This is a genomic window from Bradyrhizobium sp. 199 (assembly GCF_023073355.1).
In the GTDB taxonomy this organism is placed as follows: Bacteria; Pseudomonadota; Alphaproteobacteria; order Rhizobiales; family Xanthobacteraceae; genus Bradyrhizobium.
This window is the reverse complement of record NZ_JADPJI010000005.1, coordinates 1910918-1932314: the sequence shown is the minus strand read 5'-3', so window position 1 is coordinate 1932314 and position 21397 is coordinate 1910918. Positions and strand designations below refer to the sequence as shown.

General features: G+C 64.8%; 22 protein-coding genes and 1 pseudogene. 9 read left to right on the top strand and 14 right to left on the bottom strand.

What is annotated here, in order from left to right:
- Positions 1 to 32 precede the first annotated feature (32 nt).
- From IVB28_RS17880 to IVB28_RS17855, 6 genes are all read right to left on the bottom strand, one after another.
- On the bottom strand, positions 33 to 179 hold the full coding sequence (locus tag IVB28_RS17880; RefSeq protein ID WP_247527854.1) for a hypothetical protein: 147 nt from the start codon (positions 177 to 179) through the stop codon (positions 33 to 35).
- A gap of 6 nt (positions 180 to 185) precedes the next feature.
- Positions 186 to 1709: an amidophosphoribosyltransferase gene (gene purF, locus IVB28_RS17875; RefSeq protein WP_247527853.1), complete on the bottom strand. Its 1524-nt coding sequence runs from the start codon at positions 1707 to 1709 to the stop codon at positions 186 to 188.
- Positions 1710 to 1736: 27 nt separating this feature from the next.
- Entirely contained in the window at positions 1737 to 2366 is a 630-nt protein-coding gene (locus tag IVB28_RS17870) for a CvpA family protein (protein ID WP_246926558.1), read from the bottom strand.
- Between the two features lie 168 nt (positions 2367 to 2534).
- Complete coding sequence (gene radA, locus IVB28_RS17865; RefSeq protein WP_247527852.1) at positions 2535 to 3980, bottom strand: DNA repair protein RadA; 1446 nt, start codon at positions 3978 to 3980, stop codon at positions 2535 to 2537.
- Positions 3981 to 4051: 71 nt separating this feature from the next.
- Positions 4052 to 4462: a hypothetical protein gene (locus IVB28_RS17860; protein ID WP_247527851.1), complete on the bottom strand. Its 411-nt coding sequence runs from the start codon at positions 4460 to 4462 to the stop codon at positions 4052 to 4054.
- A 38-nt stretch (positions 4463 to 4500) separates the two neighbouring features.
- Positions 4501 to 5220, bottom strand: coding sequence for a sulfite exporter TauE/SafE family protein (locus IVB28_RS17855; protein WP_247527850.1), 720 nt, complete (start codon positions 5218 to 5220; stop codon positions 4501 to 4503).
- 326 nt (positions 5221 to 5546) lie between these two features.
- Here IVB28_RS17855 and IVB28_RS17850 point away from each other — a divergent pair, with 326 nt between their 5' ends.
- Together IVB28_RS17850 and IVB28_RS17845 are read left to right on the top strand one after the other, a co-directional pair.
- Entirely contained in the window at positions 5547 to 5915 is a 369-nt protein-coding gene (locus tag IVB28_RS17850; RefSeq protein ID WP_247527847.1) for a GFA family protein, read from the top strand.
- Between the two features lie 89 nt (positions 5916 to 6004).
- Entirely contained in the window at positions 6005 to 6820 is an 816-nt protein-coding gene (locus tag IVB28_RS17845; protein WP_247527845.1) for a hypothetical protein, read from the top strand.
- Positions 6821 to 6936: 116 nt separating this feature from the next.
- Here the strand turns inward: IVB28_RS17845 and IVB28_RS17840 are convergent, their stop codons facing one another.
- Positions 6937 to 7707 (bottom strand): exodeoxyribonuclease III, encoded by a 771-nt coding sequence (locus IVB28_RS17840; RefSeq protein WP_247527844.1) that lies wholly within the window; start codon positions 7705 to 7707, stop codon positions 6937 to 6939.
- Between the two features lie 41 nt (positions 7708 to 7748).
- Between IVB28_RS17840 and IVB28_RS17835 the strand changes: the two genes are divergently transcribed.
- A complete protein-coding gene (locus tag IVB28_RS17835; protein WP_247527842.1) occupies positions 7749 to 7970 on the top strand; it encodes a cysteine rich repeat-containing protein in 222 nt (73 codons plus the stop codon).
- A gap of 157 nt (positions 7971 to 8127) precedes the next feature.
- On the opposite strand, the gene alr is transcribed toward IVB28_RS17835, so the two are convergent.
- From alr to IVB28_RS17820, 3 genes and pseudogenes are all read right to left on the bottom strand, one after another.
- Entirely contained in the window at positions 8128 to 9402 is a 1275-nt protein-coding gene (alr, locus tag IVB28_RS17830) for an alanine racemase (protein WP_247528586.1), read from the bottom strand.
- 46 nt (positions 9403 to 9448) lie between these two features.
- Positions 9449 to 10957, bottom strand: coding sequence for a replicative DNA helicase (locus IVB28_RS17825; protein ID WP_247527840.1), 1509 nt, complete (start codon positions 10955 to 10957; stop codon positions 9449 to 9451).
- 759 nt (positions 10958 to 11716) lie between these two features.
- Positions 11717 to 12966: pseudogene (locus tag IVB28_RS17820) on the bottom strand (cyclopropane-fatty-acyl-phospholipid synthase family protein).
- A 276-nt stretch (positions 12967 to 13242) separates the two neighbouring features.
- Between IVB28_RS17820 and IVB28_RS17815 the strand changes: the two are divergent.
- From IVB28_RS17815 to IVB28_RS17805, 3 genes are all read left to right on the top strand, one after another.
- Complete coding sequence (locus tag IVB28_RS17815) at positions 13243 to 14232, top strand: hypothetical protein (RefSeq protein ID WP_247527836.1); 990 nt, start codon at positions 13243 to 13245, stop codon at positions 14230 to 14232.
- Between the two features lie 108 nt (positions 14233 to 14340).
- Entirely contained in the window at positions 14341 to 14937 is a 597-nt protein-coding gene (locus IVB28_RS17810) for a TetR/AcrR family transcriptional regulator (protein WP_247527834.1), read from the top strand.
- A gap of 11 nt (positions 14938 to 14948) precedes the next feature.
- Positions 14949 to 15416: a PaaI family thioesterase gene (locus IVB28_RS17805; RefSeq protein ID WP_247527831.1), complete on the top strand. Its 468-nt coding sequence runs from the start codon at positions 14949 to 14951 to the stop codon at positions 15414 to 15416.
- 135 nt (positions 15417 to 15551) lie between these two features.
- On the opposite strand, the gene rplI is transcribed toward IVB28_RS17805, so the two are convergent.
- The 4 genes from rplI to rpsF all read right to left on the bottom strand — a co-directional run bounded on the left by rplI (position 15552) and on the right by rpsF (position 18060).
- Positions 15552 to 16151, bottom strand: a complete 600-nt coding sequence (gene rplI, locus IVB28_RS17800) for a 50S ribosomal protein L9 (protein ID WP_247527829.1) — start codon at positions 16149 to 16151, stop codon at positions 15552 to 15554.
- Positions 16152 to 16199: 48 nt separating this feature from the next.
- Entirely contained in the window at positions 16200 to 17177 is a 978-nt protein-coding gene (locus IVB28_RS17795) for a hypothetical protein (RefSeq protein ID WP_247527828.1), read from the bottom strand.
- Positions 17178 to 17308: 131 nt separating this feature from the next.
- Positions 17309 to 17548, bottom strand: a complete 240-nt coding sequence (rpsR, locus tag IVB28_RS17790; RefSeq protein WP_007592020.1) for a 30S ribosomal protein S18 — start codon at positions 17546 to 17548, stop codon at positions 17309 to 17311.
- 5 nt (positions 17549 to 17553) lie between these two features.
- Positions 17554 to 18060, bottom strand: a complete 507-nt coding sequence (gene rpsF, locus IVB28_RS17785; protein WP_247527826.1) for a 30S ribosomal protein S6 — start codon at positions 18058 to 18060, stop codon at positions 17554 to 17556.
- A gap of 330 nt (positions 18061 to 18390) precedes the next feature.
- Here rpsF and IVB28_RS17780 point away from each other — a divergent pair, with 330 nt between their 5' ends.
- The 3 genes from IVB28_RS17780 to fabD all read left to right on the top strand — a co-directional run bounded on the left by IVB28_RS17780 (position 18391) and on the right by fabD (position 21291).
- Positions 18391 to 19098: a TetR/AcrR family transcriptional regulator C-terminal domain-containing protein gene (locus IVB28_RS17780; RefSeq protein WP_247527824.1), complete on the top strand. Its 708-nt coding sequence runs from the start codon at positions 18391 to 18393 to the stop codon at positions 19096 to 19098.
- 3 nt (positions 19099 to 19101) lie between these two features.
- Entirely contained in the window at positions 19102 to 20127 is a 1026-nt protein-coding gene (locus IVB28_RS17775) for a fatty acid desaturase family protein (protein ID WP_247527823.1), read from the top strand.
- A 204-nt stretch (positions 20128 to 20331) separates the two neighbouring features.
- Positions 20332 to 21291, top strand: coding sequence for an ACP S-malonyltransferase (gene fabD, locus IVB28_RS17770; protein WP_247528584.1), 960 nt, complete (start codon positions 20332 to 20334; stop codon positions 21289 to 21291).
- The last annotated feature ends 106 nt before the right edge of the window (positions 21292 to 21397 follow it).

Here is a 21397-nt window from a genome sequence, read left to right as displayed (position 1 = left end):
GACAAGCCCGACCGTACGAAAACAAGCTAGAGTTAGTAGTCGTTGCCTGTTCCCACCGAAGGTCCGCGATCCTCGCGGTCATCGGGAGAGACCTTCATGCCTTGTCGAAAGGCAAAGAAGATGAACCCTATGAGCAATAAACCGCCGATAATCGCAATTACCGGCTGGGGCATCGCCATGCTTGGTCAGCTCGCTTCAGCCAGCAGCGACAGCTGCCGCGGCTGCTGCTCGGTCTGGGTCTGGTCGGTGAGGTGGGTCGGATACGCCCCGGTAAAGCAATGATCCGAGAATTTCGGATTGGCGGGGTCGCGACCGGGCTCGCCCATGGCGCGGTACATGCCGTCGATCGACAGGAAGGCGAGCGAGTCGGCGCCGATGATCTCCCGCATCTCCTCCAGCGAATGCGTCGCGGCCAGAAGGCCACCGCGGTCGGGCAGGTCGATGCCGTAATAATCGGGATAGAGGATCGGCGGCGAGGCGAGGCGGAAATGCACTTCCTTCGCGCCCGCATCGCGCATCATGCGCACGATCTTCTTCGAGGTAGTGCCGCGCACCAGGGAGTCGTCGATCAGAATGATGCGCTTGCCTTCGATCGCGGCGCGATTGGCCGAGTGCTTCATGCGCACGCCGGATTCGCGGATCGCCTGCGTCGGCTGGATGAAGGTGCGGCCGACATAGTGATTGCGGATGATGCCGAGCTCGAACGGCACGCCGGAATGCTGGCTGTAGCCGACCGCGGCGGGGACGCCGGAATCCGGCACCGGCACCACGACGTCGATCGCCACGTGGCTTTCGCGCGCGAGCTGCGCGCCGAAGGCCTTGCGCACTTCATACACCGAGCGGCCGTGGACGATGGAATCCGGACGGGAGAAGTAGATGTATTCGAAGATGCAGGGGCGCGGCGCCATCGGAGGGAATGGCTTGTGGATGTCTTGGCCGTTCTCGTCGAACACGATGACTTCGCCGGGCTCGATGTCACGGACGAAGCGCGCGCCGATGATGTCGAGCGCGCAGGTCTCGGAGGTCAGGATCGGGCAGCCGTCGAGGTCGCCGAGCACCAGCGGACGGATGCCGCGCGGATCGCGCGCGCCGACCAGCTTCTTGTTGGTCAGCGACACCAGCGCATACGCGCCTTCGATCTCGCGCAGCGCGTCGACATAGCGTTCGATGAAGCGGCCGCGCCGGGAGCGCGCCACCAGGTGCAGGATCACTTCGGTGTCGGTGGTCGACTGCATCATCGCGCCGTGCCTCACGAGCTCGCGGCGCAGCGTCAGGCCGTTGGTGAGGTTGCCGTTGTGGGCGACCGCGAGGCCGCCGGCATTGAGCTCGGCGAACAGCGGCTGCACGTTGCGCAGGATGGTGGCGCCGGTGGTGGAATAGCGGACATGGCCGACGGCCATGTTGCCGGGCAGGCGGTCGATCACCTCGCGGCGGGAGAAGGTGTCGCCGACGAGGCCGAGCCGGCGTTCCGAGTGGAAACGGCTGCCGTCGTAGGAGACGATGCCGGCGGCTTCCTGGCCGCGGTGCTGAAGGGCGTGCAGGCCGAGCGCGGTAATGGCGGCGGCATCGGGGTGACCATAGATGCCGAAGACACCGCATTCCTCGCGCAGCGTATCCCCCTCCAGATCGTCCTGAACCTCTAGCGCGGCCGGGCCCGGACCGGCGTTTGGATCGAGATCAAGTTGGGCGTCCTGGTCAGGGTGTCGCATCTCGTCCACGCCTCTCTTTAGGGGCAATCAACGCGCCGCAGGTTTCTCGATCAGTTTCTTCAAACTGTCACGAGCAGGTTTACTGTATCCGTCGCCACTGCCCGAAGGCTGCTGTTCGGAATCAGCTTGATCATCATCTGGTTTGTTTTTCTTGAATCTCTTCAAGATGGTGTTCTCGGGGTCATCCGGCAAGAGCGACTTCAGCCAATCACCGGTCGAATCGAGCACGGTTCGGGACTTTGCGCCGCGGACCCAATCCGGCTGCTGCTTGTCGGGAACCAGCCAGATGAAGAACTGGTAGGCGACAACCACGATCAAAAGGCCGCGAGCGAGGCCAAACAGGAAACCCAGGGTGCGATCCAGCGCGCCGATGCGCGAATCCAGGATCATGTCGGAGATCCGGACCGTGATCACGGAGACCACGACAAGAGTGCCGACGAACACGCCGGCGATCACGACCACGGTCGCGACGGTGTCGTTGTTGAAGTAGGTCTTTGCGGTCGGCAGCAGCTTCGAGAACGAGTACAGCGTCACGATCGCCGCGGCGCCCCACGCTGCGATCGACAGGATTTCGCGCATGAAGCCGCGGACCAAGGCAAGCAGGCCCGAAATCAGCATCACACCGAGCAGGATCAGGTCGAGGATGGTAACTGGCATCGGCTGGTCTGGTCCGCTCGTACTTCAAAGGTGCTCTAGCCGAATCGGTGCTTGGCCGCTGCCTTAAAAGAGAGGCAGACGGCGTTCCCGGCAAGGCCGCAACCACGCAATCCCATGCTGCTTTTGTGACGGCTGTATAGCGGCGGGGGCCTCCGGCGTCACCTCCGGCTAGCCCTCGCCGCGGCGGAATCTTGCCGGTGTGGCATTTTTCTCTGCCGGCGCGTTCGATTCGCCCCTGCGGGAGCCGCGGGCAGCGATCTCGGCCACCAATGTCGTCAGGCTGTTGACCGCATTCAGCGTCAATCCGGCATCGCCGCCGGCCTCACCGCGGGCCGATTCGGGCAGCACGGCGCGCTGAAAGCCGAGTTTTGCCGCTTCCTTGAGCCGGGCCGGGGTCTGTGCCACCGGACGCACCACGCCGGACAGCGAGATCTCGCCGAAATAGACCGCATCGGTCGGCAATTGCGCATTAACCAGGGACGACACCAGCGCCGCCGCAGCGGCAAGGTCCGCTGCCGGCTCGTGGATGCGCAGGCCGCCGGCGACGTTCAGATAGACGTCGTGGCCAGACAGCTTGACCCCGCAATGGGCCTCCAGCACCGCCAGCACCATCGACAGCCGGCTCGGATCCCAGCCGACCACCGCGCGCCGCGGCGTGCCGAGCGAGGTCGGCGCCACCAGCGCCTGCAATTCGACCAGAACGGGCCGCGTGCCCTCGATACCCGCGAAGACTGCGGTGCCGGGCGTGCCGAGATCGCGCTCGGACAGGAACAGCTCCGAGGGGTTGGTGACCTCGCGCAGGCCGAGGCCGGTCATCTCGAACACGCCGATCTCGTCGGTCGGGCCGAAACGGTTCTTCACGGCGCGCAGGATGCGGAATTGCTGCGAGCCCTCGCCCTCGAACGACATCACCGCGTCGACCATGTGCTCGACCACGCGGGGACCGGCGATCTGGCCATCCTTGGTGACGTGGCCGACCAGGATGATGGCCGCGCCGGTCTTCTTGGCGAAACGGATCAGCGCCTGCGCCGAGGCGCGCACCTGCGTTACCGTGCCGGGCGCCGATTCCACCGTGTCGGTCCACATGGTCTGGATCGAATCGATCACGATCAGTCGCGGCACCGCGCCCTCCGACAGCGTCGAGACGATGTCCTCGACAGAGGTTTCGGCGGCGAGCTGCACCGGCGCGTCCGACAGGCCGAGTCGTTCGGCGCGCAGGCGCACCTGCGCGACTGCCTCTTCGCCGGAGATGTAGACCACGCGGTGGCCGGCGCGCGCCAGCAGGCTGGTCGCCTGCGTCAGCAGCGTCGATTTGCCGATGCCCGGATCGCCGCCGAGCAGCAGCACCGAGCCGCGGACGAAGCCGCCGCCGGTGACGCGGTCGAGCTCGCTCATTCCCGAGGACAGGCGCGGGGCGTCCTGGGTTTTTCCGGACAGGCTCTCTAGCGCGAACGTCCGCCCCTTGCGCTTGGAACGGATCGACACCGGCACGCTGCCGCTGGTGTCCTCCTCGGCAAGCGTATTCCACTCGCCGCAGGACTCGCACTTGCCTTGCCAGCGGTTATAGGCGGCGCCGCAGTTCTGGCAGACAAAGGAGAGGGTGCTCTTGGCCATGGATGTTTCGAGTCGTTGCGCTGGCGTGGGTGCTTAGCACGTTCGAGGATAGGGGTGCGAAGCGTTCCTTGCTAGCGCGCTCTCGGCAGCTCATCCTTGCGCTTGCACAGCACGTAGGGCTTCCCGTCGATCTTGATCGTGCCGGTCGCGCCCGGGGCCAGCTTGATCGTGACCTTACTGCCGTTCACGCCCTTGGTGTAATCGTCCCAGAATTCGAAGCAGGTGGCGGACAGGACAAGGCCGTCGCTGGCCGGTGTCTTGCGGTCGATGCGGCAGTGGTTCTCGTACCGGTCGACCAGCGGGGCCGGCTTGCCCTTAATGACGTTGTCGAGGTCGATCATCGTCTTGCTGTCAGGGCCATCCTTGTCGCGGCAATCCTTCTTCGTCGCCGCCCACAAGCCGTCGAACGGCTGCGCGGCCAGCACCGGCTGGTTTGCGAATAGGACGATGCCGGCGGCGGCGATCATGGGAAAGGTGCGCATGCGGGTCCTTTGCTCGGCAGTATGTCTCGGAGGGGCAGTCAGAATGCGTTCAACAGCATGGTCAAGCCGGCCGCCAGCATGATGCCGTCCATCAGCAGGCGAAACATCTCCGGCTTGAGGTGCAGCACGAAGCGCTTGGCGATGAAGGCGCCTGACATCAGCGACGAGCCCGCGATCAATCCCTTCAGAGCGACATCGGCGGTCAGCGCCCCGAATCGTTCGAACGTGACCGACTTGCTGAGGTAAAGCCCCAGCGACGCGGCCGCTTCGGTGGCGAGGAAGGCACCCTTGGACAGGCCGTAGAACAGGAACAGCGGCACGCTGAGCGGGCCGGTCGAGACCACGATGCCGGTAAGATAGCCGATGATGGCGCCCCCGATGGCGAGGTGCCAGAGATTGGCCTTGAGGTCGTGCCGCGCCAGCCAGTGCCGCATCGGCACCATCGCGATCAGGAAGAGGCCGATGGAGAGATCGACTGCGCGCGAGGGTAGTGCCAGCAGCGTGCGCGCGCCGAGCGCTGCGGCCGGAATGCCCGTCACCGAATAGGCCGCGCAGGCCCGCCAGTCGACCTCGCGCCACCAGGCCAAAATGCGCGAAAAATTCGCCATGACGGAGGCCACCGCCATGATCGGCACGGCCTCCTTTGGCCCATAGGCATAGACCAGTACCGGCATCAGCATGATCGACGAGCCGGTGCCGACGATGCCGGAAATGGTGCCGGCGATGAGGCCGACGGTGAGGACGAACAGAAAGGTCAAGGGAAACCGCTCCGGGAATCATGGAAGTTTAGCCGGAGAGGGCAGGGAGCGCGAATGCCGACGAGGCATGGAACCCGCAACCGGAGGAAAGGGCCGCCTGAAGAGTTCTCTTTGCGATGCAGGGAATTCCCCCGCGGCGACATCGTGCCAGTGTTTTGCCCCGAGGAGTCAAGTTGAGTTCGGAACGCCCGTAAGTCATTGATCGAGCACGGGGCGGCTACTGTGCATGGGGTTGTTTTCAAATTTTTGGTCGGGCGTCCCGCTGCTGACAGCATGTTGGCAGCAGGGTCCGGCTAAGACCGTCTCCAGACAAACGGGGAGCGATGATGCCGATCGAGGCAAGCTGTCATTGCGGTGAGACGGTGTTCGAGGTGACGGAGGCACCTTCCAGCGTGACGCGCTGCACCTGCACGCTATGCGCCAAGCGCGGCGCGCTGTGGGCCTATTACACGCCGGCGCAATTCCGCCTGCTGTCGCCCGCGGACAACGTCGCGACCTACCTCTGGGGCAGCCGCACCGTCAAACATCATTTCTGCGCGAGCTGTGGCTGCGGCACCTATTCGGAGTCGCCGGACTGGTCGTCCGGCAAGCCCGACTTCGACAATCCCAGGGTCGCCGTGAATGCACGCCTGTTCGACGACATCGATCTGGAGGCCGTGCCGGTGAATGTCATCGACGGCAGGAATCTGTGGTGAGTCAGGCGCATGTCTGCTGCACGTTCGTGCTCTTGAGGCCATTTTGAAAAGCTGATCTGGTTCTGGCCCTGGAAAAAGGGGAGGAAACCATGATGCGTCTCTTTGCGCGAGTGATGCTCGCAATGTGTCTGGCCGTTGCAGCGTGCTTCAATGTCCAGGCGCAGACGAAGCCGAAGGTGACTTCGCTCGGACCGGATTTCCCCAAGGCCGCGCTGTTCGTCGGCAACAGCTTCTTTTACTATAATAACGGCATGCCCGGGCATCTCACCTTCATGGAGCGGGCTGCCGATCCCGGCAACAAGGCGGTGTATCGCAACACCATGGTGACGATCGGCGGCTCCGGCCTCGACTGGCACGACATGGACAATCTGCTTCGGCCGGGCGGCCTCGGTGCGTATTCCTTCGACGAGCAGAACAACGTCATCTTCAACAAGCCGGACCGGCAGTACGACACCGTCGTGATGATGGATTGCAGCCAATGTCCGATCCATCCGCAATTGAAGGACGCATTTGCGACCTTCGCCAAAAAAGACAGCGAGATCGTCCGCGCTCACGACATGCGGCCGGTGCTGTTCATGTCCTGGGCCTATGCCGACAAGCCTGAGATGACGGAGGCGCTGGCCGAAGCTTATACGGTCGCCGGCAATGCCAATGACGCGCTGGTCATTCCCGCAGGCCTTGCCTTCGCGCGCGTGCGCAAGCTCCAGCCGGAGCTCAATCTCTACGCGCCCGACAAGCGACATCCCAGTCCGGCGGGCACCTATCTTGCGGCGGGCGTGACGTTCGCCGCGCTGACGGGACGTTCTCCGGTCGGCAATGCCTACGTTATGGGGCTGGATGCGGAGACGACGCAGCTGCTGCAGAAGGCGGCATGGGATACGGTGCAGGAATATTACGGGCGGTGATGAACTGCACTTACTTGTAGCGTGGGCAAAGGCGCGCTTGCGCCGTGCCCACCATCTGTCTCTGTAAACGAATCTGGTGGGCACGCTTCGCTTTGCCCACCCTACGGCACCTCGTTTTATATCAACACCACCCATCCCGGCGCGTGATCGCTGGCACCTTCCTCACCGCGGACCTGCTTATCGACACCAGCCTTGGCCAACCGTGAGGCCAGGGCAGGGCTGAGCAGGAGATGATCGAGCCGCAGGCCCGCATCGCGCGGCCAGCGGTTTCGCTTGTAGTCCCAGAAGGTGTAGATGCGCTGCTCCGGATGCAGCTCGCGGATCGCGTCGCACCAGCCTTGTTCGACCAGTGAGGCAAAAGCCGCGCGGCTCTTGGGCTGGATCAGCGCATCCTTGTCCCATGAGCGCGTCGGATAGATGTCGATCGCGGTGGGAGCGACGTTGTAGTCGCCGGCGAGCACGACCGGCAGATCCTGCTTGATGAAGCTCTTCGCGTGGCGTCTGAGCCGTGCGAACCAGTCGAGCTTGTAGTCGAATTTCGGCCCCGGCTGCGGATTGCCGTTGGGCAGATAAATGCTGGTGACGATGATGCCGCGCACGGCGGCCTCGATGTAGCGGGCTTCGTGATCGCCGGCTCTTCCAGGCAAGCGGTCGCGGGTGAGAATGGGCTCGGTCTTGCGGGCGAGGATGGCGACCCCGTTCCAGGTCTTTTGTCCACACCACACCGCGCCATAGCCGGCCTTTTCAATCGCAGCCGCCGGAAATTCGCCATCACTTGCCTTCAATTCCTGAAGCGCGACGACATCGGGCTTCGCCGTGCGCAGCCATGCCAAGAGATTGGGCAGGCGGCGGTTGATGTTGTTGATGTTGAATGTCGCGATCTTCATGTAGAGCTACCGGCTCCTCCCGCCCCGTCACCGGAGATACAATGTCCAAGTTGAACTTTGCCGCTATCCTTGTCGCTGTCGCGTTCTCCGGGCTGGCGTCGGCACAATCGCCGGACCCGCGCGGTGCGTGCAAGGCAGATTACGACAAATTCTGCGCCGGCATCGCGCCCGGCGGCGGCAAGATCATCGCCTGCCTCAACGACAAGCGCGACCAGCTCAGCGCGACCTGCAAGACGGCGCTGGACAGCAGGAAGAAGAAATAAGTTAGCTAGTCTCGTGTCCCGGACAAGCCGCAACGCGAAGCGATGCGGTGCAGAGCCGGGCCCCAGAAGGCGAAACGGTCAAATGCAGGATGGGCCCCGGCTCGGCAGCGCACCGCTGAAGAAGCGCCGCGCTGCGTCCGGGGCACGCGCGTTTCCGTTAACCCAGCAGGGGCGGCGGGGCCGGCTGCTGGATTGGCGGCGGGGACGGCGGTTGTTCCGCCGTGCTCGCCGGAGCCGGTTGCGCCAGCGGCTCCTCCACATTGCCGCCCTTGTAGAGCCGGGCATAGCGACGGCCGAGGCTGGTCAGCACCTCATAGCCGATGGTACCGAAATGATGCGCGAGCTCGTCGACGGTGATGCCCTCGCCGAGCAGCGTCACCATGTGGCCGCGCCGCGCCGCATTCGGCGGCAGATCGCTGATGTCGATCGCGATGAGATCCATGGAGACGCGGCCCGCGACGGGGCAGCGCTTGCCGGCGACGATGACCTCGGCGCCGCGGGTGCCGTCATTGGAGCTGGCAGCGCGGAAATAGCCGTCGGCATAACCGGCTGCGATGATCGCGAGTTTCGTCGGCCGCCGCGCGGTCCAGGTGGCGCCATAGCCGACGCTCTCGCCGCGCTCGACGGTGCGGGTCTGCACGATGCGCGCCTTGAGGTCTACCACCGGCTGCATCGGATTGTCGGCCTCGGGCGTCGGGTTGACGCCGTAGAGGGCAGCCCCCGGCCGCACCAGGTCGAACTGGAACGGCGCGCCGAGGAAGATGCCGGAGGAATTGGCGAGCGCCGCCGGCACGCCGGAGAATTCGCTGGCGATAGCGCGGAAGGAAGCGAGCTGCTTGGCGTTCACCGGGCTGTTGAGCTGCTCGGCCGAGGCTAGATGGCTCATCACCAGCGTGATGCCGTGATCTCCGGCATTGATGCGGGGGATGATGGCCTGCGCTTCGGAGAGCGTCAGCCCAAGCCGGTTCATGCCGGTGTCGATGTGCACCGCCGCGCCCCCGGTCCAGCCGGTGCGACGGCAGAACACGTCCCATTCGGCGAGCTCGTTGAGATCGCCGATCACCGGCCGGCAATTGATCTTGGCGTAGTGCTCGCCGGTGTTCTGGAAATAGCCGCCGAGTACGTAGATCGTGGGCTCCGGGACGGCCGCACGCACCTTGCGCGCCTCCTCGATGGTAGCGACGAAAAAGGTCTTGCAGCCGGCCTTGCTCAGCGCACGCGCCACTTCGGCGGCACCGCAGCCATAGGCGTCGGCCTTGATCACCGCCGAGCATTCGGCCGGCACCGCCGTTTTCTCGAGCTTGCGCCAGTTGGCGATGATGGCGTCGAGATCCACGGTCAGCACGCCGCCATAGGCAGCGAGCGCGGCAGCCTGATTGGCCTCCGCGGAGAGAAGGCCGGATTGCGGGATAGTTTTCGGGTCGGACGCCATTGTCATGGCGCCGTTTTACGCAAGAGGCCGTTCTGGTTCAAGGAACTCAGTAGTCGTTACCGCTGCGGGCCGGCACCTGACTGTCAGGCGCGAGGTCGCCGAACCGCGTCACCGAGGCTTCGAACGCCAGATCGACGGTGCCGGTCGGGCCGTGACGCTGCTTGCCGATGATGACCTCGGCTTTTCCGTGCGCAAGACTCATATCGAGCTGCCACTTCTCGTGCTCGGGCGTGCCTGGGCGGGGCTCCTTCATCGCGAGGTAATATTCCTCGCGGTAAACGAACAGCACGACGTCAGCGTCCTGCTCGATCGATCCGGATTCACGCAGGTCCGAGAGCTGCGGCCGCTTGTCTTCACGCGATTCGACCTGACGCGAGAGCTGCGACAGCGCGATGACGGGAACGTTGAGCTCCTTGGCCAGCGCCTTCAGGCTGGTCGTGATCTCGGTGATTTCCTGGACGCGATTGTCGCTCCGCTTGCCCGACCCCGAGAGCAGCTGGATGTAGTCGATCACGAGCAGGTCGAGGCCCTTCTGGCGCTTCAGCCGGCGCGCGCGTGCCATCAACTGCGCGATTGACAGACCGCCGGTGGCGTCCACGTAGAAGGGCAGCGACTGCAGCTCGATCGAGACCTCCCGGATCTTCTCGAAATCGGCTTCCGAGATGCCGCCGCGGCGGATGTGGGAGGAGGAAACACCGGTGCGCTCGGCCACGATACGCGTGGCGAGCTGGTCGGCCGACATTTCGCAGGAGAAGAAGCCGATCACGCCGCCATTGGCGGCCTTCATGGTGCCATCGGCCTGGAGTTCCGGAACATAGGCTTGCGCGACGTTGTAGGCGATGTTGGTCGCAAGCGACGTCTTGCCCATGCCGGGACGGCCCGCGACGATGATGAGGTCGGAGGCCTGCAGGCCGCCCATCTTGGTATCGAGGTCGCGCAGGCCCGTCGAGATGCCCGACAGCTTGCCGTCGCGCTGGAACGCCTTTGCAGCGAGATCGACCGCGACTGCCAGTGCCTGCGAGAACTTCTGGAAGCCGCCGTCATAGCGGCCGGATTCGGCGAGTTCGTAAAGCTTGCGCTCGGCGTCCTCGATCTGCGCCCGCGGCTGGAAATCGACCGGTGCGTCGTAGGCGACGTTGACCATGTCCTCGCCGATGCCGATCAGGTCGCGTCTGAGCGACAGATCGTAGACCGTGCGGCCGTAGTCCTGGGCGTTGATGATGGTGGTCGCTTCGGCGGCGAGCCGCGCAAGATACTGCCCGATGGTCATGCCGCCGATATCGGTATCGGCGGGCAGGAACGTCTTCAGCGTGACCGGCGTCGCGATCTTGCCCATCCGGATCAGGCTGCCGGCGGTCTCGAAGATGGTCTGATGCAACGGCTCGAAGAAGTGCTTCGCCTCCAGGAAGTCGGAGACGCGGTAGAAGGCGTCGTTGTTGACCAGGATGGCGCCCAGAAGGCTCTGTTCCGCTTCGATATTGTGCGGCGCGCTCCGATAGGCCGGAGTTCCAGCGTCGGGCGCGAGTTTGAGAACGTTCGAATCAGTGAGGGCCATGGTCGGACGTGCTTAGCAATTTTCTGGGGCGGATGCGGGGCCGGGATAAAGCGCCGCCTTGGTGCAAAGCGGAAGCGAAAGCTGACCGCTATCAACCGCTCATTAAAATGGTGGATGATTGGCTGTCGCAGCACGCACGGCGCTTGACGGATTTTCGCGGAACCGGGCCGTCCTGAAGCGGCCGCGAGTGCGCCCTGGCAAAATCCCGAAGCCCTGAACCTAATGGATTGGCGCGCAGACCTACCGGATAGCGCGCGAATTGACGCACGCCGGAAGCTTTCGGCTCGGTTCAGACCAGCAGGAGGTAGACCAGCGCAACCAGAGCCGCCCCGACGCCGGTAACGATCAGGGCGTAATCGGTGCGGAGGTCGTCCTGCACGTCAAATGAGGTTTGCGTCTCTTTGCTCATGGCGACGGTCTAAGCCAGGGCCGACCAGACTTATGTGAAGTGGATCACATCTTCCCGGATTCTTTCGGGGGTATGACCGGAACAGGCGGACGGGCAGGGAATTGTCTCCCGCGGTCCGCCAACAGGGAACGAGGCAAGCGATGCGGCCAGAACGGCAGCACCAGATCTGGCGAAGCGAGGCGGGTAGCCGGCTTTGGCTGTCGGGCCTGATTTCGGCCATGGAGCACGCTGAACGGCCCGAAGTGCGTCGCCAGCCTGTGGCACCCGAAATCCTGATTGAACTGCGGGCGCAATTGGCGTTAACGGCGCTTTTCCGGTCCTCCCAGCTTTCGACCCTGCGTCACTAGGACCTATTCACCAGCCAGTTTCAGCCTTGGCGCGATCGCGCTTTCGCGAGCGCGCAGCCGCGCTCCTCGCGCGGCATGTAGTCGCGGGTCATCGGCACCACGCCCTGGCGGCGGGTGAGCTGGATCTGGAAATTCATCATGCCCTGCTTGCGGAACGTCATCTCGCAGGCTGCGAGATAGAATTCCCACATCAAGGCGAACCGCTCGTCGTAGAGCTGCACGGCATCCTCGCGCCGCGCCATGAAACGCTCGCGCCAGGCTTTCAGCGTTTCCGCGTAGTGCAGGCGCAGGATCTCGATGTCGCAGATCAGCAGGCCCGCGCGCTCGATCGCCGGCAGCACCTCCGACAGGGCCGGGATGTAGCCGCCCGGAAAGATGTATTTCGCGATCCAGGGATTGGTCGAGTCCGGGCCCTGCGAACGGCCGATCGAATGCAGCAGCATGACGCCGTCCTCGCTCAGGAGCTCGGCGCAGCGCTGGAAGTAGGTGTCGTAGAAGCGGGCGCCGACATGCTCGAACATGCCGACCGAGACAATACGGTCGAACGGGCCGGCGATGTCGCGATAGTCTTGCAGCAGGAATCTGGCCGAGCCGGTCAGGCCCCTTTCGGCGGCGCGCGCATTGGCGATCTGCAACTGCTCAGTCGAGAGCGTGATGCCAGTGACGTCGGCGCCGGCGACCTCGGCGAGATAGAGCCCGAGCCCGCCCCAGCCCGAGCCGATGTCGAGCACGCGCTGCCCGTTTCCAACGAGCAGCTTGGCGGCAATGTGCCGCTTCTTGGCGAGCTGCGCATCGTCCAGCGTCGTCTCCGGCGTCTCGAAATAGGCGCAGCTGTACTGCTTGTCGGCATCCAGGAAGAGCGAATAGAGCCGGGCGTCGAGATCGTAGTGATGTGCGACGTTGTCGCGGGCGCGCGAGCGCGGATTGAACTGCTTCAGATGCCGCGTCAGATAGCGCAGGTGCCACCAGGGTTTTGCCCACTGCGGCAACAGGTCGGGTTGATCGAGCAGGACCGCGAGGGCATCAGCTATGGTGCCGCGCTCGACCACGAACTCGCCGTCCATATAGGACTCGCCAAGCCCGAGTTCGGGATTGAGGAGGATCTTCCGCTCGGCATCCGCAGTAACGAAGCGCACCGCGACCGGAACGCCGGAGCCGTCTCCGACAGTGAATTTCACCCCGCTTGAGCCGGTCACCGTCATCGACCCGCGGCGGATGAATTGAGACAGGAATCTACGCAACAAACGGTCCATCGACATTGCCTCTCGAGCGAACCCGAAAGATGCGACTAACCCGGCCTTCAGATCCGACGTCCAGGCGCCGCAGCGGTTCCTATGCGTTTGCATCCAATCTGGGTAGGGAGGGGCGCGGTGCTATTGCGCTGAGTTCAAAGCCGATATTCCAAAAGCGCTTAATCACATCCTTACGCCTTGAGGCTGCTTCCATTCGTGGCTCAATCGGATAAAAGGTGACCCGCCGCCGCGCCGGAGGCCGGCTGCACCCCTCGGAATTCAATGGAGATGACGGGAATGTCGAGCCGAGCGCTCAGCCTCGCGACGGTATTGCTTCTGATCGGCTTCGGCGCGGCCGATACCGTTTTTGCGCAGGCGACCAACCTCGAGGCCGGCAAGACCCCGTCTCAGCTTTTCGCGCAGACCTGCAATGCCTGCCACAAGAGCCCGCGCGGACTTCTGAAGTCCGTCGCGCCGGGTTCGCTGCCAGGCTTCCTGCGCCAGCACTACACCACGAGCTCGGACATGGCGGGTATTCTCGCCTCCTATCTCGTCTCCAACGGCGCCACCGACACCCGCTACCAGGCGAAGGACGGCAAGGACAAGAAGGACGGCGCCAGGGAGAAGGAAGCCAACACCGCTCCGGGGCAGGCGGGCGAGCATCAGGGACGCCGCCCGCGCGCCCAGGACGCCGCCAAGCCGGACGGCGAGGCTGCTCCCGCGGCCGAGGGCGCCCGCCAAAAGCGTGCGGCGCGGCCGGCCGAGGACGGAGCGAAGGACGGTGTGAAGCCCGAAGGACAGGCGTCGCCCGAGGGACGCAAAGGCAAGCGCCGCGGCAAGCCCGGGCCTGAGGAGGCGCCGAAGGTCGATACGGCCGCGCCAGCCTCTGAAGAAAAGAAGAGCGAGCCCAAGCCCGATTCCAAGCCCGACGCGGCCAAGGTCGAGTCCGGCCGCGATGAGGCCAAGCCCGACATCAGCAAAGCATCGGAGAAGCCCGCTGAGACCAGGCCGGACAGCGCCAAGGTCGAGCCCCGCGGCAGTGAAGCTCCGGCCCTGCGGCCTGATCCGGTCCCGCCGGTCACACCGGCGGCCCCAGCCGCCGCGAAGCCTGCAGAGCCGGCCGCACCCAAGCCCGCAGAAGAGGCTGCTCCCAAGGCGGCCGCGCCTGCGGCCAGCTCCGAACCGGCGGCCAAGCCGCAGGAGCCGGCACCGCCCGCGACTGCTGCGGCTCCGCCCGCCGCCCCAGCCGAGTCGGCCGGTCCGCCGGCACCGCCGATCTCGCGTTAAGCCAGCTACTTTTTAATTCAACAGGCGGGGGCCGCGTTCATCGCGGCCTCCGCGTTGTGTTGACCGAGAGTAGAGTATTGCTCTAGAGTTATACTCTAGGAGGCGTCGATGACGGCGAGCATGCGAGACGAACTGTTGGCAGCCGGGCTGATCGTGTTCGACCGCGTCGGATTCGAGGCAGCGACGGTCGCTGCAATCCGCACCCGGGCACGCGCCTCCAATGGCAGTTTCTTTCATGCCTTCGGTTCCAAGAAGGAGCTTGCTGGTGCGCTGTTCCTGGAAGTCTTGCAGCACTATCACGCCGCGGTGCTCGCTGCGCTCGATCCGGTGCCCGATGCGGAGCAGGGCATCGGTCGGCTGATCCGGGCACATCTCGACTGGGTCGTCACCAGCCGTCGTGAGGCGCGCTACCTCTTCGAGATTTCCCGGAGCGAGTGGGGCGAGGATTTGCGCGACGCCCAGCGCGCACAGAATGCGCGCCTCGCGGAGGGTATCGAGCGCTGGCGGGCGCCACTGGTTGCGGGCGGCGAACTCTTGGCGATGAAACCGGTGATGTTCATCAGCCAGCTGATCGGTCCGGCTCAGATTTTCTGCCGCGCGTTCCTGTCGGGACGCGACCGCACTGATCCGCGTAGCGAGGCCGACACGCTGATCGCCTGCGCCATCCGTGCGCTCCGGCCGCTCGATCGCATCAACAAGCAATGAGGAGAGACTGCATGCGCGCCGAAGCTGATCCCGAATTCGCAGCCGTTGCCGAGCGCATCCACGCCAATGTCGGCCGTCAAGGCTTTATGAACCTGGTCGGCGCCGAGCTCTCGGAATTGTCGCGCGGGACCTGCACGATTGCTGTGGATCGTCGGCCGGAGCTGCTGCAGCAGCACGGCTTCTTCCACGGCGGCGTCACCGCCTTCCTGGTCGATAACGCCACGACGATCGCAGCGGCCACCTCGCGCGGTCAGGCGGCGCTGACGGCGGAATACAAGCTCAATCTGTTGGCGCCCGCAGTCGGCGAGAAACTGATCTGCCGTGCGAGGGTGATCAAGCCAGGCCGTCAGGTGTCGGTGGTTGCGGCCGACGTGTTCTGCGTCAGCGACGGTGTCGAAAAGCACACGGCAACGGCGTTGGCCTCGATCGCGATGTTGAGCGATGACGGCGCCTCCAAAACGAGAAGCCCGGCCGCCTGAGGCAGCCGGGCTCTTTGCTCCGTCATTCCGGGGCGATGCGAAGCATCGAACCTCCGGTGCGCAATTGCGCACCGGAGACTCTCGAGATTCTGGGTATGGTCCTTCGGACCATCCCGGAATGACGAGCTGACGTACTTACTTCTCTTCCTCAGCGGGCGCCGGCTCGGCCTCGTCGCGCTCGGCTTCCGGATCGAAGAACTCGCCGGCGGCGGCGATCGCCTCGGCGGCCGCGTCGCGGTCGTCGTTGCGGGTCGAGATGTCCTCGCCGCGGTTGATGCGCTCGGCCTCGTCCTGGCTGCGCGCGACCGTCACGGTGATCTCGACTTCAACCTCGGGGTGGATGGCAACAGTGATGGAACGCCTGCCGATGGTCTTGATGGGCGCGTCGAGCTGGACCTGCGGGCGGGCCAGCGAAATGCCGTCAGCTTCGAACGCGACCACGATGTCACGCACGTTGACCGAGCCGAACAGCTGGCCGGCTTCCGAAGCCTGACGGATCACGATGATGTTCTTGCCCTGGATCTTCTCGGCGACCTTGGACGCCTCGCCCTTGCTCTGAAGGTTGCGAGCCTCGAGTTCGGCCTTCATGCCGTCGTACTTGGCCTTGTTGTCGGCGGTGGCGCGCAGTGCCTTGCCACGTTTGAGCAGAAAGTTGCGGGCATAGCCGTCGCGAACCTTCACGACTTCGCCCATCTGGCCGAGCTTGTTGACGCGTTCCAGCAAAATGACTTCCATATTCGTTCTCCTGTGAAGTGATCTGAGTTTCAGTTTTCGGGGTTGAACTTAAGGTGTCGGCAGTGGCGGCGGCTGCCGGCTGCGCAGGAAGCGCTCGCGGAAACCGAACATGGCGTCCGCAAGGCCGAGGATCACCATCGCGATCACCGGCCATCCGAACACGACCACGACGGCGTAGGTCGAGCCGAGCCAGAACGTGCGGCTTTTCAGCGCCAGCGTGAGCGTATGCAGCACGGCAAAGCCGGTCAGCGCGTAGCCCATCATCAGCGCCGCCGCGGTGATCTGCGCGACGATCGCAAGCAGCCCGCCGGTGAAGCAGAAGGCCAGCGCGATGCAGAGCGCCACCAGCGTCATCGGCGGCAGCGCCGCCGTCATCATGTCCGGCCACGGGCGCCGTAGCCGGCCCGACGTCGCCGTGACCTTGGCGCTGAGCCAAAGGTTGAGGGTCAGCGTCATCATCGCGACGATGGTGGCGCCGGCGGGTGCGATTCGCACCAGAGCGTCGACGAAGTGACCGGCTTCGCCGGAGCTTTGCGGGTCGGTGGACCGGAGGAGACGCATCAGGCCGCGCCGCAGCGTGCCGAGGATGGTCTCGGCGTCGGTTCCGAGTGTGAGCAGGGCGGCGATCGTGGTCAGCGTAGCAAAGCCCGCGAGCCACAGCAGGATGCGGCCGACCGGATACCACTCGAGGTCAGGCGCGGCGGCAGGTGCGGTGGCGGCGTCTGGCGTGACATGTTCCGCCGGCCGACTGAGCAGAACGAGATGGCCGAGCCACCAGGCCGGCAGCGCGACGGTGACGGCGAATGCGATGCAATAGGGCAGGCCGAACAGAGCGCCGAGGCCGATCGCAGCAGCGATGCCGCCGACGCTCGCGCATAGCGGCCCCCAGCCGATCGCGGCGACCATCAGCGGCAGAGGTGCGAGATAGAACAGGACGAGCGAGATCAGCGCGCCCGAAATGATCGAGGCGAACATCAGGGCCGACGCAGCGCCGGCGATCACGGCTATCAGCACAAAGGCCATCATCAGCTGTCCCGCTCCCTTCGAGCGGTTAGAGGCATCTGGCCCCAACCATCGGCGACCGGACGACCCGGAAGCCTTATGAGTTCAGAAAAGTGGCGACCGGCGGCTCAACGGCCGCCGGCCGAATTGTCGTCTTAGCGAATGACGTAGGGCAAGAGGCCCAGGAACCGCGCGCGCTTGATAGCGCGAGCGAGCTCACGCTGCTTCTTCGCGGACACGGCAGTGATGCGGCTCGGCACGATCTTGCCGCGCTCGGAGACGTAACGCATCAGCAGCTTGGAGTCCTTGTAGTCGATCTTGGGAGCATTGGCGCCCGTGAACGGACAGCTCTTGCGACGACGGAAAAACGGGCGGCGTGCACCAGCTTCAGCCATTGTTCTTACTCCCCATCCGTCGTGGTGGTTTCAGCAGCTTCTTCGCGCGGACGGCGCGGCCCGCGATCACCGCGGAAGCCACCGCCGTCGCGATCGCCGCCACGGAAACCGCCCTCGCGGTCGCCACGGAAGCCGCCTTCACGCTCGCCGCGGAAGCCGCCGCCACGATCGTCACGCTCGCGATCACGGTCGGCCTTGCGCATCATCGCGGACGGGCCTTCCTCGAGCTCCTCGACGCGCACGCTGATATAGCGGATCACGTCTTCGCTGATACGCTCCTGGCGCTCGATCTCGGCGATCGCCGCGGACGGCGCGTCGATGTTGAGCAGCACGAAGTGCGCCTTGCGGTTCTTGTTCATGCGGTAGGTGAGGGAGCGCACGCCCCAATTCTCGGTCTTGGTGACCTTGCCGCCGAGACCCTCGACGATGCCGGTCATCTGCGCAGTCAGTTCTTCGACCTGCTGCGTGCTCGCGTCCTGACGCGCGAGAAAAACATGCTCATAAAGAGCCATGGTGGTCCTTTCCTCATGTTGGCGCATCGCCCGGCGTCAAGCCCTTAAGAGGCCTTCGGAAAGGACTCTGGGATTAAGCTCAGAAGGCGGAAACACGGGACGACGGGCCGACTGGCCCTGCCACACCAGATCACGAATGATTTGCTGAGACCGTCCGTTCAGCTCCCGGCCGGGGTCTGCGGATGCGCGCCTTATACGGATTTTGGCTGATTTGGCAAGGTTGGAGCGCCGCGTTTTCGGCTGGTGCCGGTACGGGGCCGAACCCATCCTCTCGTACCAGCTTGACCTACTTGTTTGTATGTCATACAAACAAATAATCGGGAGGTGCTGATGACGGGTGAATCGGTCCAAGCTCCGCTGGAGGCCTCCGCAGGCGACCCCAAGCACGCCGCGCGAGCCACGCGCTCGGCCGGCCGCAAGATGCGCTCGCTGCTGCTGGATGCGGCAAGCCCGCTATTTCGCGAGCGGGGGCTGTCTGGCACGGCGATCACCGACATCGCCGCCGCCGCGGACGCGTTCCCGAGCCAGATCACCTATTATTTCCGCACCAAGGAGGCGCTGTTCGTCGAATGCGCCTGCCGCGAGCTGCTGTATCTGGCGCGCGCCACCGAGCAGGCGGCGTTGAAGGCGCGCACGCCGCGGGACTACACGCATGCGCTGGCGCGGACCGTGACGGCGAGCGATTCAGTCGCTTTCTTCGCCGAAGCGCTGACATTGACGCGGCGCCGGCAGGATCTTGCACCGCTCGTCGAGCGCACGATCGAACGCCTGCACGGCGAAGGCGCTCGCGCCTATGCGAGCCAGGTGGCGCGGCACGGCTGGCGCTCGCTGCGCGCGCCCGACGAAAGCTCGCGGCGGTTCTGGGCCGTCGCCATCGGCGTCATTCTCGAAGGCTACGCCATGGGCCGTTCGCCCGAGGCGCTCTGCGCCGAGATGCTGCGCGTGCTCGGCGAGCAGGCGAAATCCACTGGCGATGCCGCGCGCCTGCGCCTCGTTGAGGAGCGCGGCACGTCGACCACTTCGGATGGGGAGAGTTAGGCCATGACCGCGCTTCGCATGCGTGCCCGCGATTTCCTGACCGACGACCAGCTTGCCGACGTGCGTCAGCGTGTGACCTGGAAAGGCGTTGCGCTGATCGCGCACGCCTGGACGCTGATCATTGCCGCGATCGCTCTGGTCGCGTGGTGGCCCAATCCGCTCACCTATGTCCTCGCCGTTGCCATCATCGGCTCGCGCCAGCTGGGCCTGGCGATCCTGATGCATGACGGCGCCCATGGCTGCCTGTCCGCCGACGAGAAGACCAATTTGACCCTGAGTCAGTGGTTCTGTGCCTATCCGTTGTTTGCGGAGACGCGAAGCTATCGGCGTTACCACCTTCAGCACCATGCGCGCACGCAGCAGGAGGATGATCCCGATCTTGTGCTGTCGGCGCCGTTTCCGATCACGAAGCTGAGCTACCGCCGCAAGTTCATTCGCGACATCACCGGACAGACCGGCTACCAGCAGCGCAAGGCGCAACTGCTCAACGCGCTCGGCTCGAAGGGCTGGCCGTGGCGCCAGCGCCTGGCGCATTTCTGGGACAAGCTCGGTCCGCAATGCATCGTCAATGCCGTGATGTTCGCAGCGCTTGCGGCCGCCGGCGTGTGGTGGGCCTATCCGCTGCTATGGCTGGTGCCGCTCCTGACCTGGATGATGGTCATCACCCGCATCCGTAACATTGCTGAGCACGCGGTCGTCCCCGACAGCAGCGATCCCTTGCGCAACACCCGCACCACGCATGCCAATCTTCTCGAGCGCTTGTTCATCGCGCCGTACTACGTGAACTATCACCTCGAACATCACCTGCTGTTTTATGTGCCCTGCTACAATCTGCCGAAGGTGCATCGGCTGCTGAGCGCGAGCCGGCATGCCGGCCGCATGGAGGTGCAGCCGGGCTATGCAGCGGTGCTGCGGTTGGCGACGGCGAAGCCCGACCGCGATGACCGGCCAGGTCAGTTGGTGAACAGCGCGCGCCGCGCGCAGGCCGGCTCGGAGGTCGACGCCAACCAGACCGCCGGCGGGTTTTGAGCGGCCTTATCCCCGGTCGAATGCCGGCCAGAGTTCCCATCTCGGCTTGACAGTTCGGCCCCGGACAGTGTCTACGGCCCCCTTTGGAGCATCATCCCGAAACATGGTCCAAGGAACCCCGGCCCAAGGAACCACGGCCCAAGGCCGCGCGTCGTCGGCTGTCGGTTCTTAGGAGGGATCGTGCCCGACAAGCAGGGGGCGCCGATGACGGCAGCATTCACATTTCCGGGGCAGGGATCCCAGGCGGTTGGCATGGGCAAGGCCTTGGCCGACGCTTTTCCGGTAGCGCGCGCCGTGTTCGACGAGGTCGATGCTGCGCTGTCCGAGAAGCTGACGGCCATCATCTGGGATGGTCCGGCCGAAACCCTCCAGCTCACCCAAAACGCTCAGCCGGCACTCATGGCGGTGTCCGTCGCCACCCTGCGCGTGCTGGAGGCTGAGGCCGGTTTTTCCGTGGGACGAGATGCGGCCTTCGTCGCGGGCCACTCGCTCGGTGAATATTCGGCGCTGGCTGCGGCTGGCAGCCTGACGATTTCAGATACGGCCCGTCTGCTTCGCACCCGCGGTCTCGCAATGCAAAAGGCGGTCCCGGTCGGCGCCGGCGCGATGGCCGCGCTGCTTGGTCTCGACTACGAGGCTGCCATGCAGGTCGCCAAGGAGGCAGCGCAGGGGCAAGTCTGCCAGGCCGCCAACGACAATGGCGGCGGACAGGTGGTCGTCTCGGGCGACAAGGCCGCGGTCGATCGCGCCGTCGAAATCGCCAAGTCCAAGGGCGCCAAGCGCGCGATGCTGCTGCCGGTATCCGCCCCGTTCCATTGCAAGCTGATGCAGCCGGCGGCGGATGCCATGGCGGACGCGCTCGCGAAGGTCACGATCAAGGCGCCGGCCGCGCCGCTGGTGTCGAACGTGCTGGCGAGCGCCATCACCGATCCCGACGAGATCCGGCGCCGCCTGGTCGAGCAGGTCACCGGCACCGTGCGCTGGCGCGAGTCGGTTGCCTATATGGCAGGGCAGGGCGTTACCCGGTTCTTCGAGATCGGCGCCGGCAAAGTGCTGACGGGTCTGGTCAAGCGCATTGCGGACGGTGCCGTCGGCGTCGCCGTCGGCGGTCCCAACGATATTGCCGCCGCCAAGGATGCATTGGCCGCTGCGAAGCAGGGCTGAACCACGATGGTTCGTCATCGCGGTTGAGTCTATCGTTTACGCACGATCTTGTCGGAAAACCGCTGCGCACTTTTCCGGATCGTGCTTTGGAGGGAGTTTGTTATCG

Coding starts and splice junctions, on each gene's coding strand:
- IVB28_RS17880 (WP_247527854.1), bottom strand. CDS start 179: ATGGCGATGCCCCAGCCGGTAATTGCGATTATCGGCGGTTTATTGCTC.
- purF (WP_247527853.1), bottom strand. CDS start 1,709: ATGCGACACCCTGACCAGGACGCCCAACTTGATCTCGATCCAAACGCC.
- IVB28_RS17870 (WP_246926558.1), bottom strand. CDS start 2,366: ATGCCAGTTACCATCCTCGACCTGATCCTGCTCGGTGTGATGCTGATT.
- radA (WP_247527852.1), bottom strand. CDS start 3,980: ATGGCCAAGAGCACCCTCTCCTTTGTCTGCCAGAACTGCGGCGCCGCC.
- IVB28_RS17860 (WP_247527851.1), bottom strand. CDS start 4,462: ATGCGCACCTTTCCCATGATCGCCGCCGCCGGCATCGTCCTATTCGCA.
- IVB28_RS17850 (WP_247527847.1), top strand. CDS start 5,547: ATGCCGATCGAGGCAAGCTGTCATTGCGGTGAGACGGTGTTCGAGGTG.
- IVB28_RS17845 (WP_247527845.1), top strand. CDS start 6,005: ATGATGCGTCTCTTTGCGCGAGTGATGCTCGCAATGTGTCTGGCCGTT.
- IVB28_RS17840 (WP_247527844.1), bottom strand. CDS start 7,707: ATGAAGATCGCGACATTCAACATCAACAACATCAACCGCCGCCTGCCC.
- IVB28_RS17835 (WP_247527842.1), top strand. CDS start 7,749: ATGTCCAAGTTGAACTTTGCCGCTATCCTTGTCGCTGTCGCGTTCTCC.
- alr (WP_247528586.1), bottom strand. CDS start 9,402: ATGGCGTCCGACCCGAAAACTATCCCGCAATCCGGCCTTCTCTCCGCG.
- IVB28_RS17825 (WP_247527840.1), bottom strand. CDS start 10,957: ATGGCCCTCACTGATTCGAACGTTCTCAAACTCGCGCCCGACGCTGGA.
- IVB28_RS17815 (WP_247527836.1), top strand. CDS start 13,243: ATGTCGAGCCGAGCGCTCAGCCTCGCGACGGTATTGCTTCTGATCGGC.
- IVB28_RS17810 (WP_247527834.1), top strand. CDS start 14,341: ATGACGGCGAGCATGCGAGACGAACTGTTGGCAGCCGGGCTGATCGTG.
- IVB28_RS17805 (WP_247527831.1), top strand. CDS start 14,949: ATGCGCGCCGAAGCTGATCCCGAATTCGCAGCCGTTGCCGAGCGCATC.
- rplI (WP_247527829.1), bottom strand. CDS start 16,151: ATGGAAGTCATTTTGCTGGAACGCGTCAACAAGCTCGGCCAGATGGGC.
- IVB28_RS17795 (WP_247527828.1), bottom strand. CDS start 17,177: ATGATGGCCTTTGTGCTGATAGCCGTGATCGCCGGCGCTGCGTCGGCC.
- rpsR (WP_007592020.1), bottom strand. CDS start 17,548: ATGGCTGAAGCTGGTGCACGCCGCCCGTTTTTCCGTCGTCGCAAGAGC.
- rpsF (WP_247527826.1), bottom strand. CDS start 18,060: ATGGCTCTTTATGAGCATGTTTTTCTCGCGCGTCAGGACGCGAGCACG.
- IVB28_RS17780 (WP_247527824.1), top strand. CDS start 18,391: ATGACGGGTGAATCGGTCCAAGCTCCGCTGGAGGCCTCCGCAGGCGAC.
- IVB28_RS17775 (WP_247527823.1), top strand. CDS start 19,102: ATGACCGCGCTTCGCATGCGTGCCCGCGATTTCCTGACCGACGACCAG.
- fabD (WP_247528584.1), top strand. CDS start 20,332: ATGACGGCAGCATTCACATTTCCGGGGCAGGGATCCCAGGCGGTTGGC.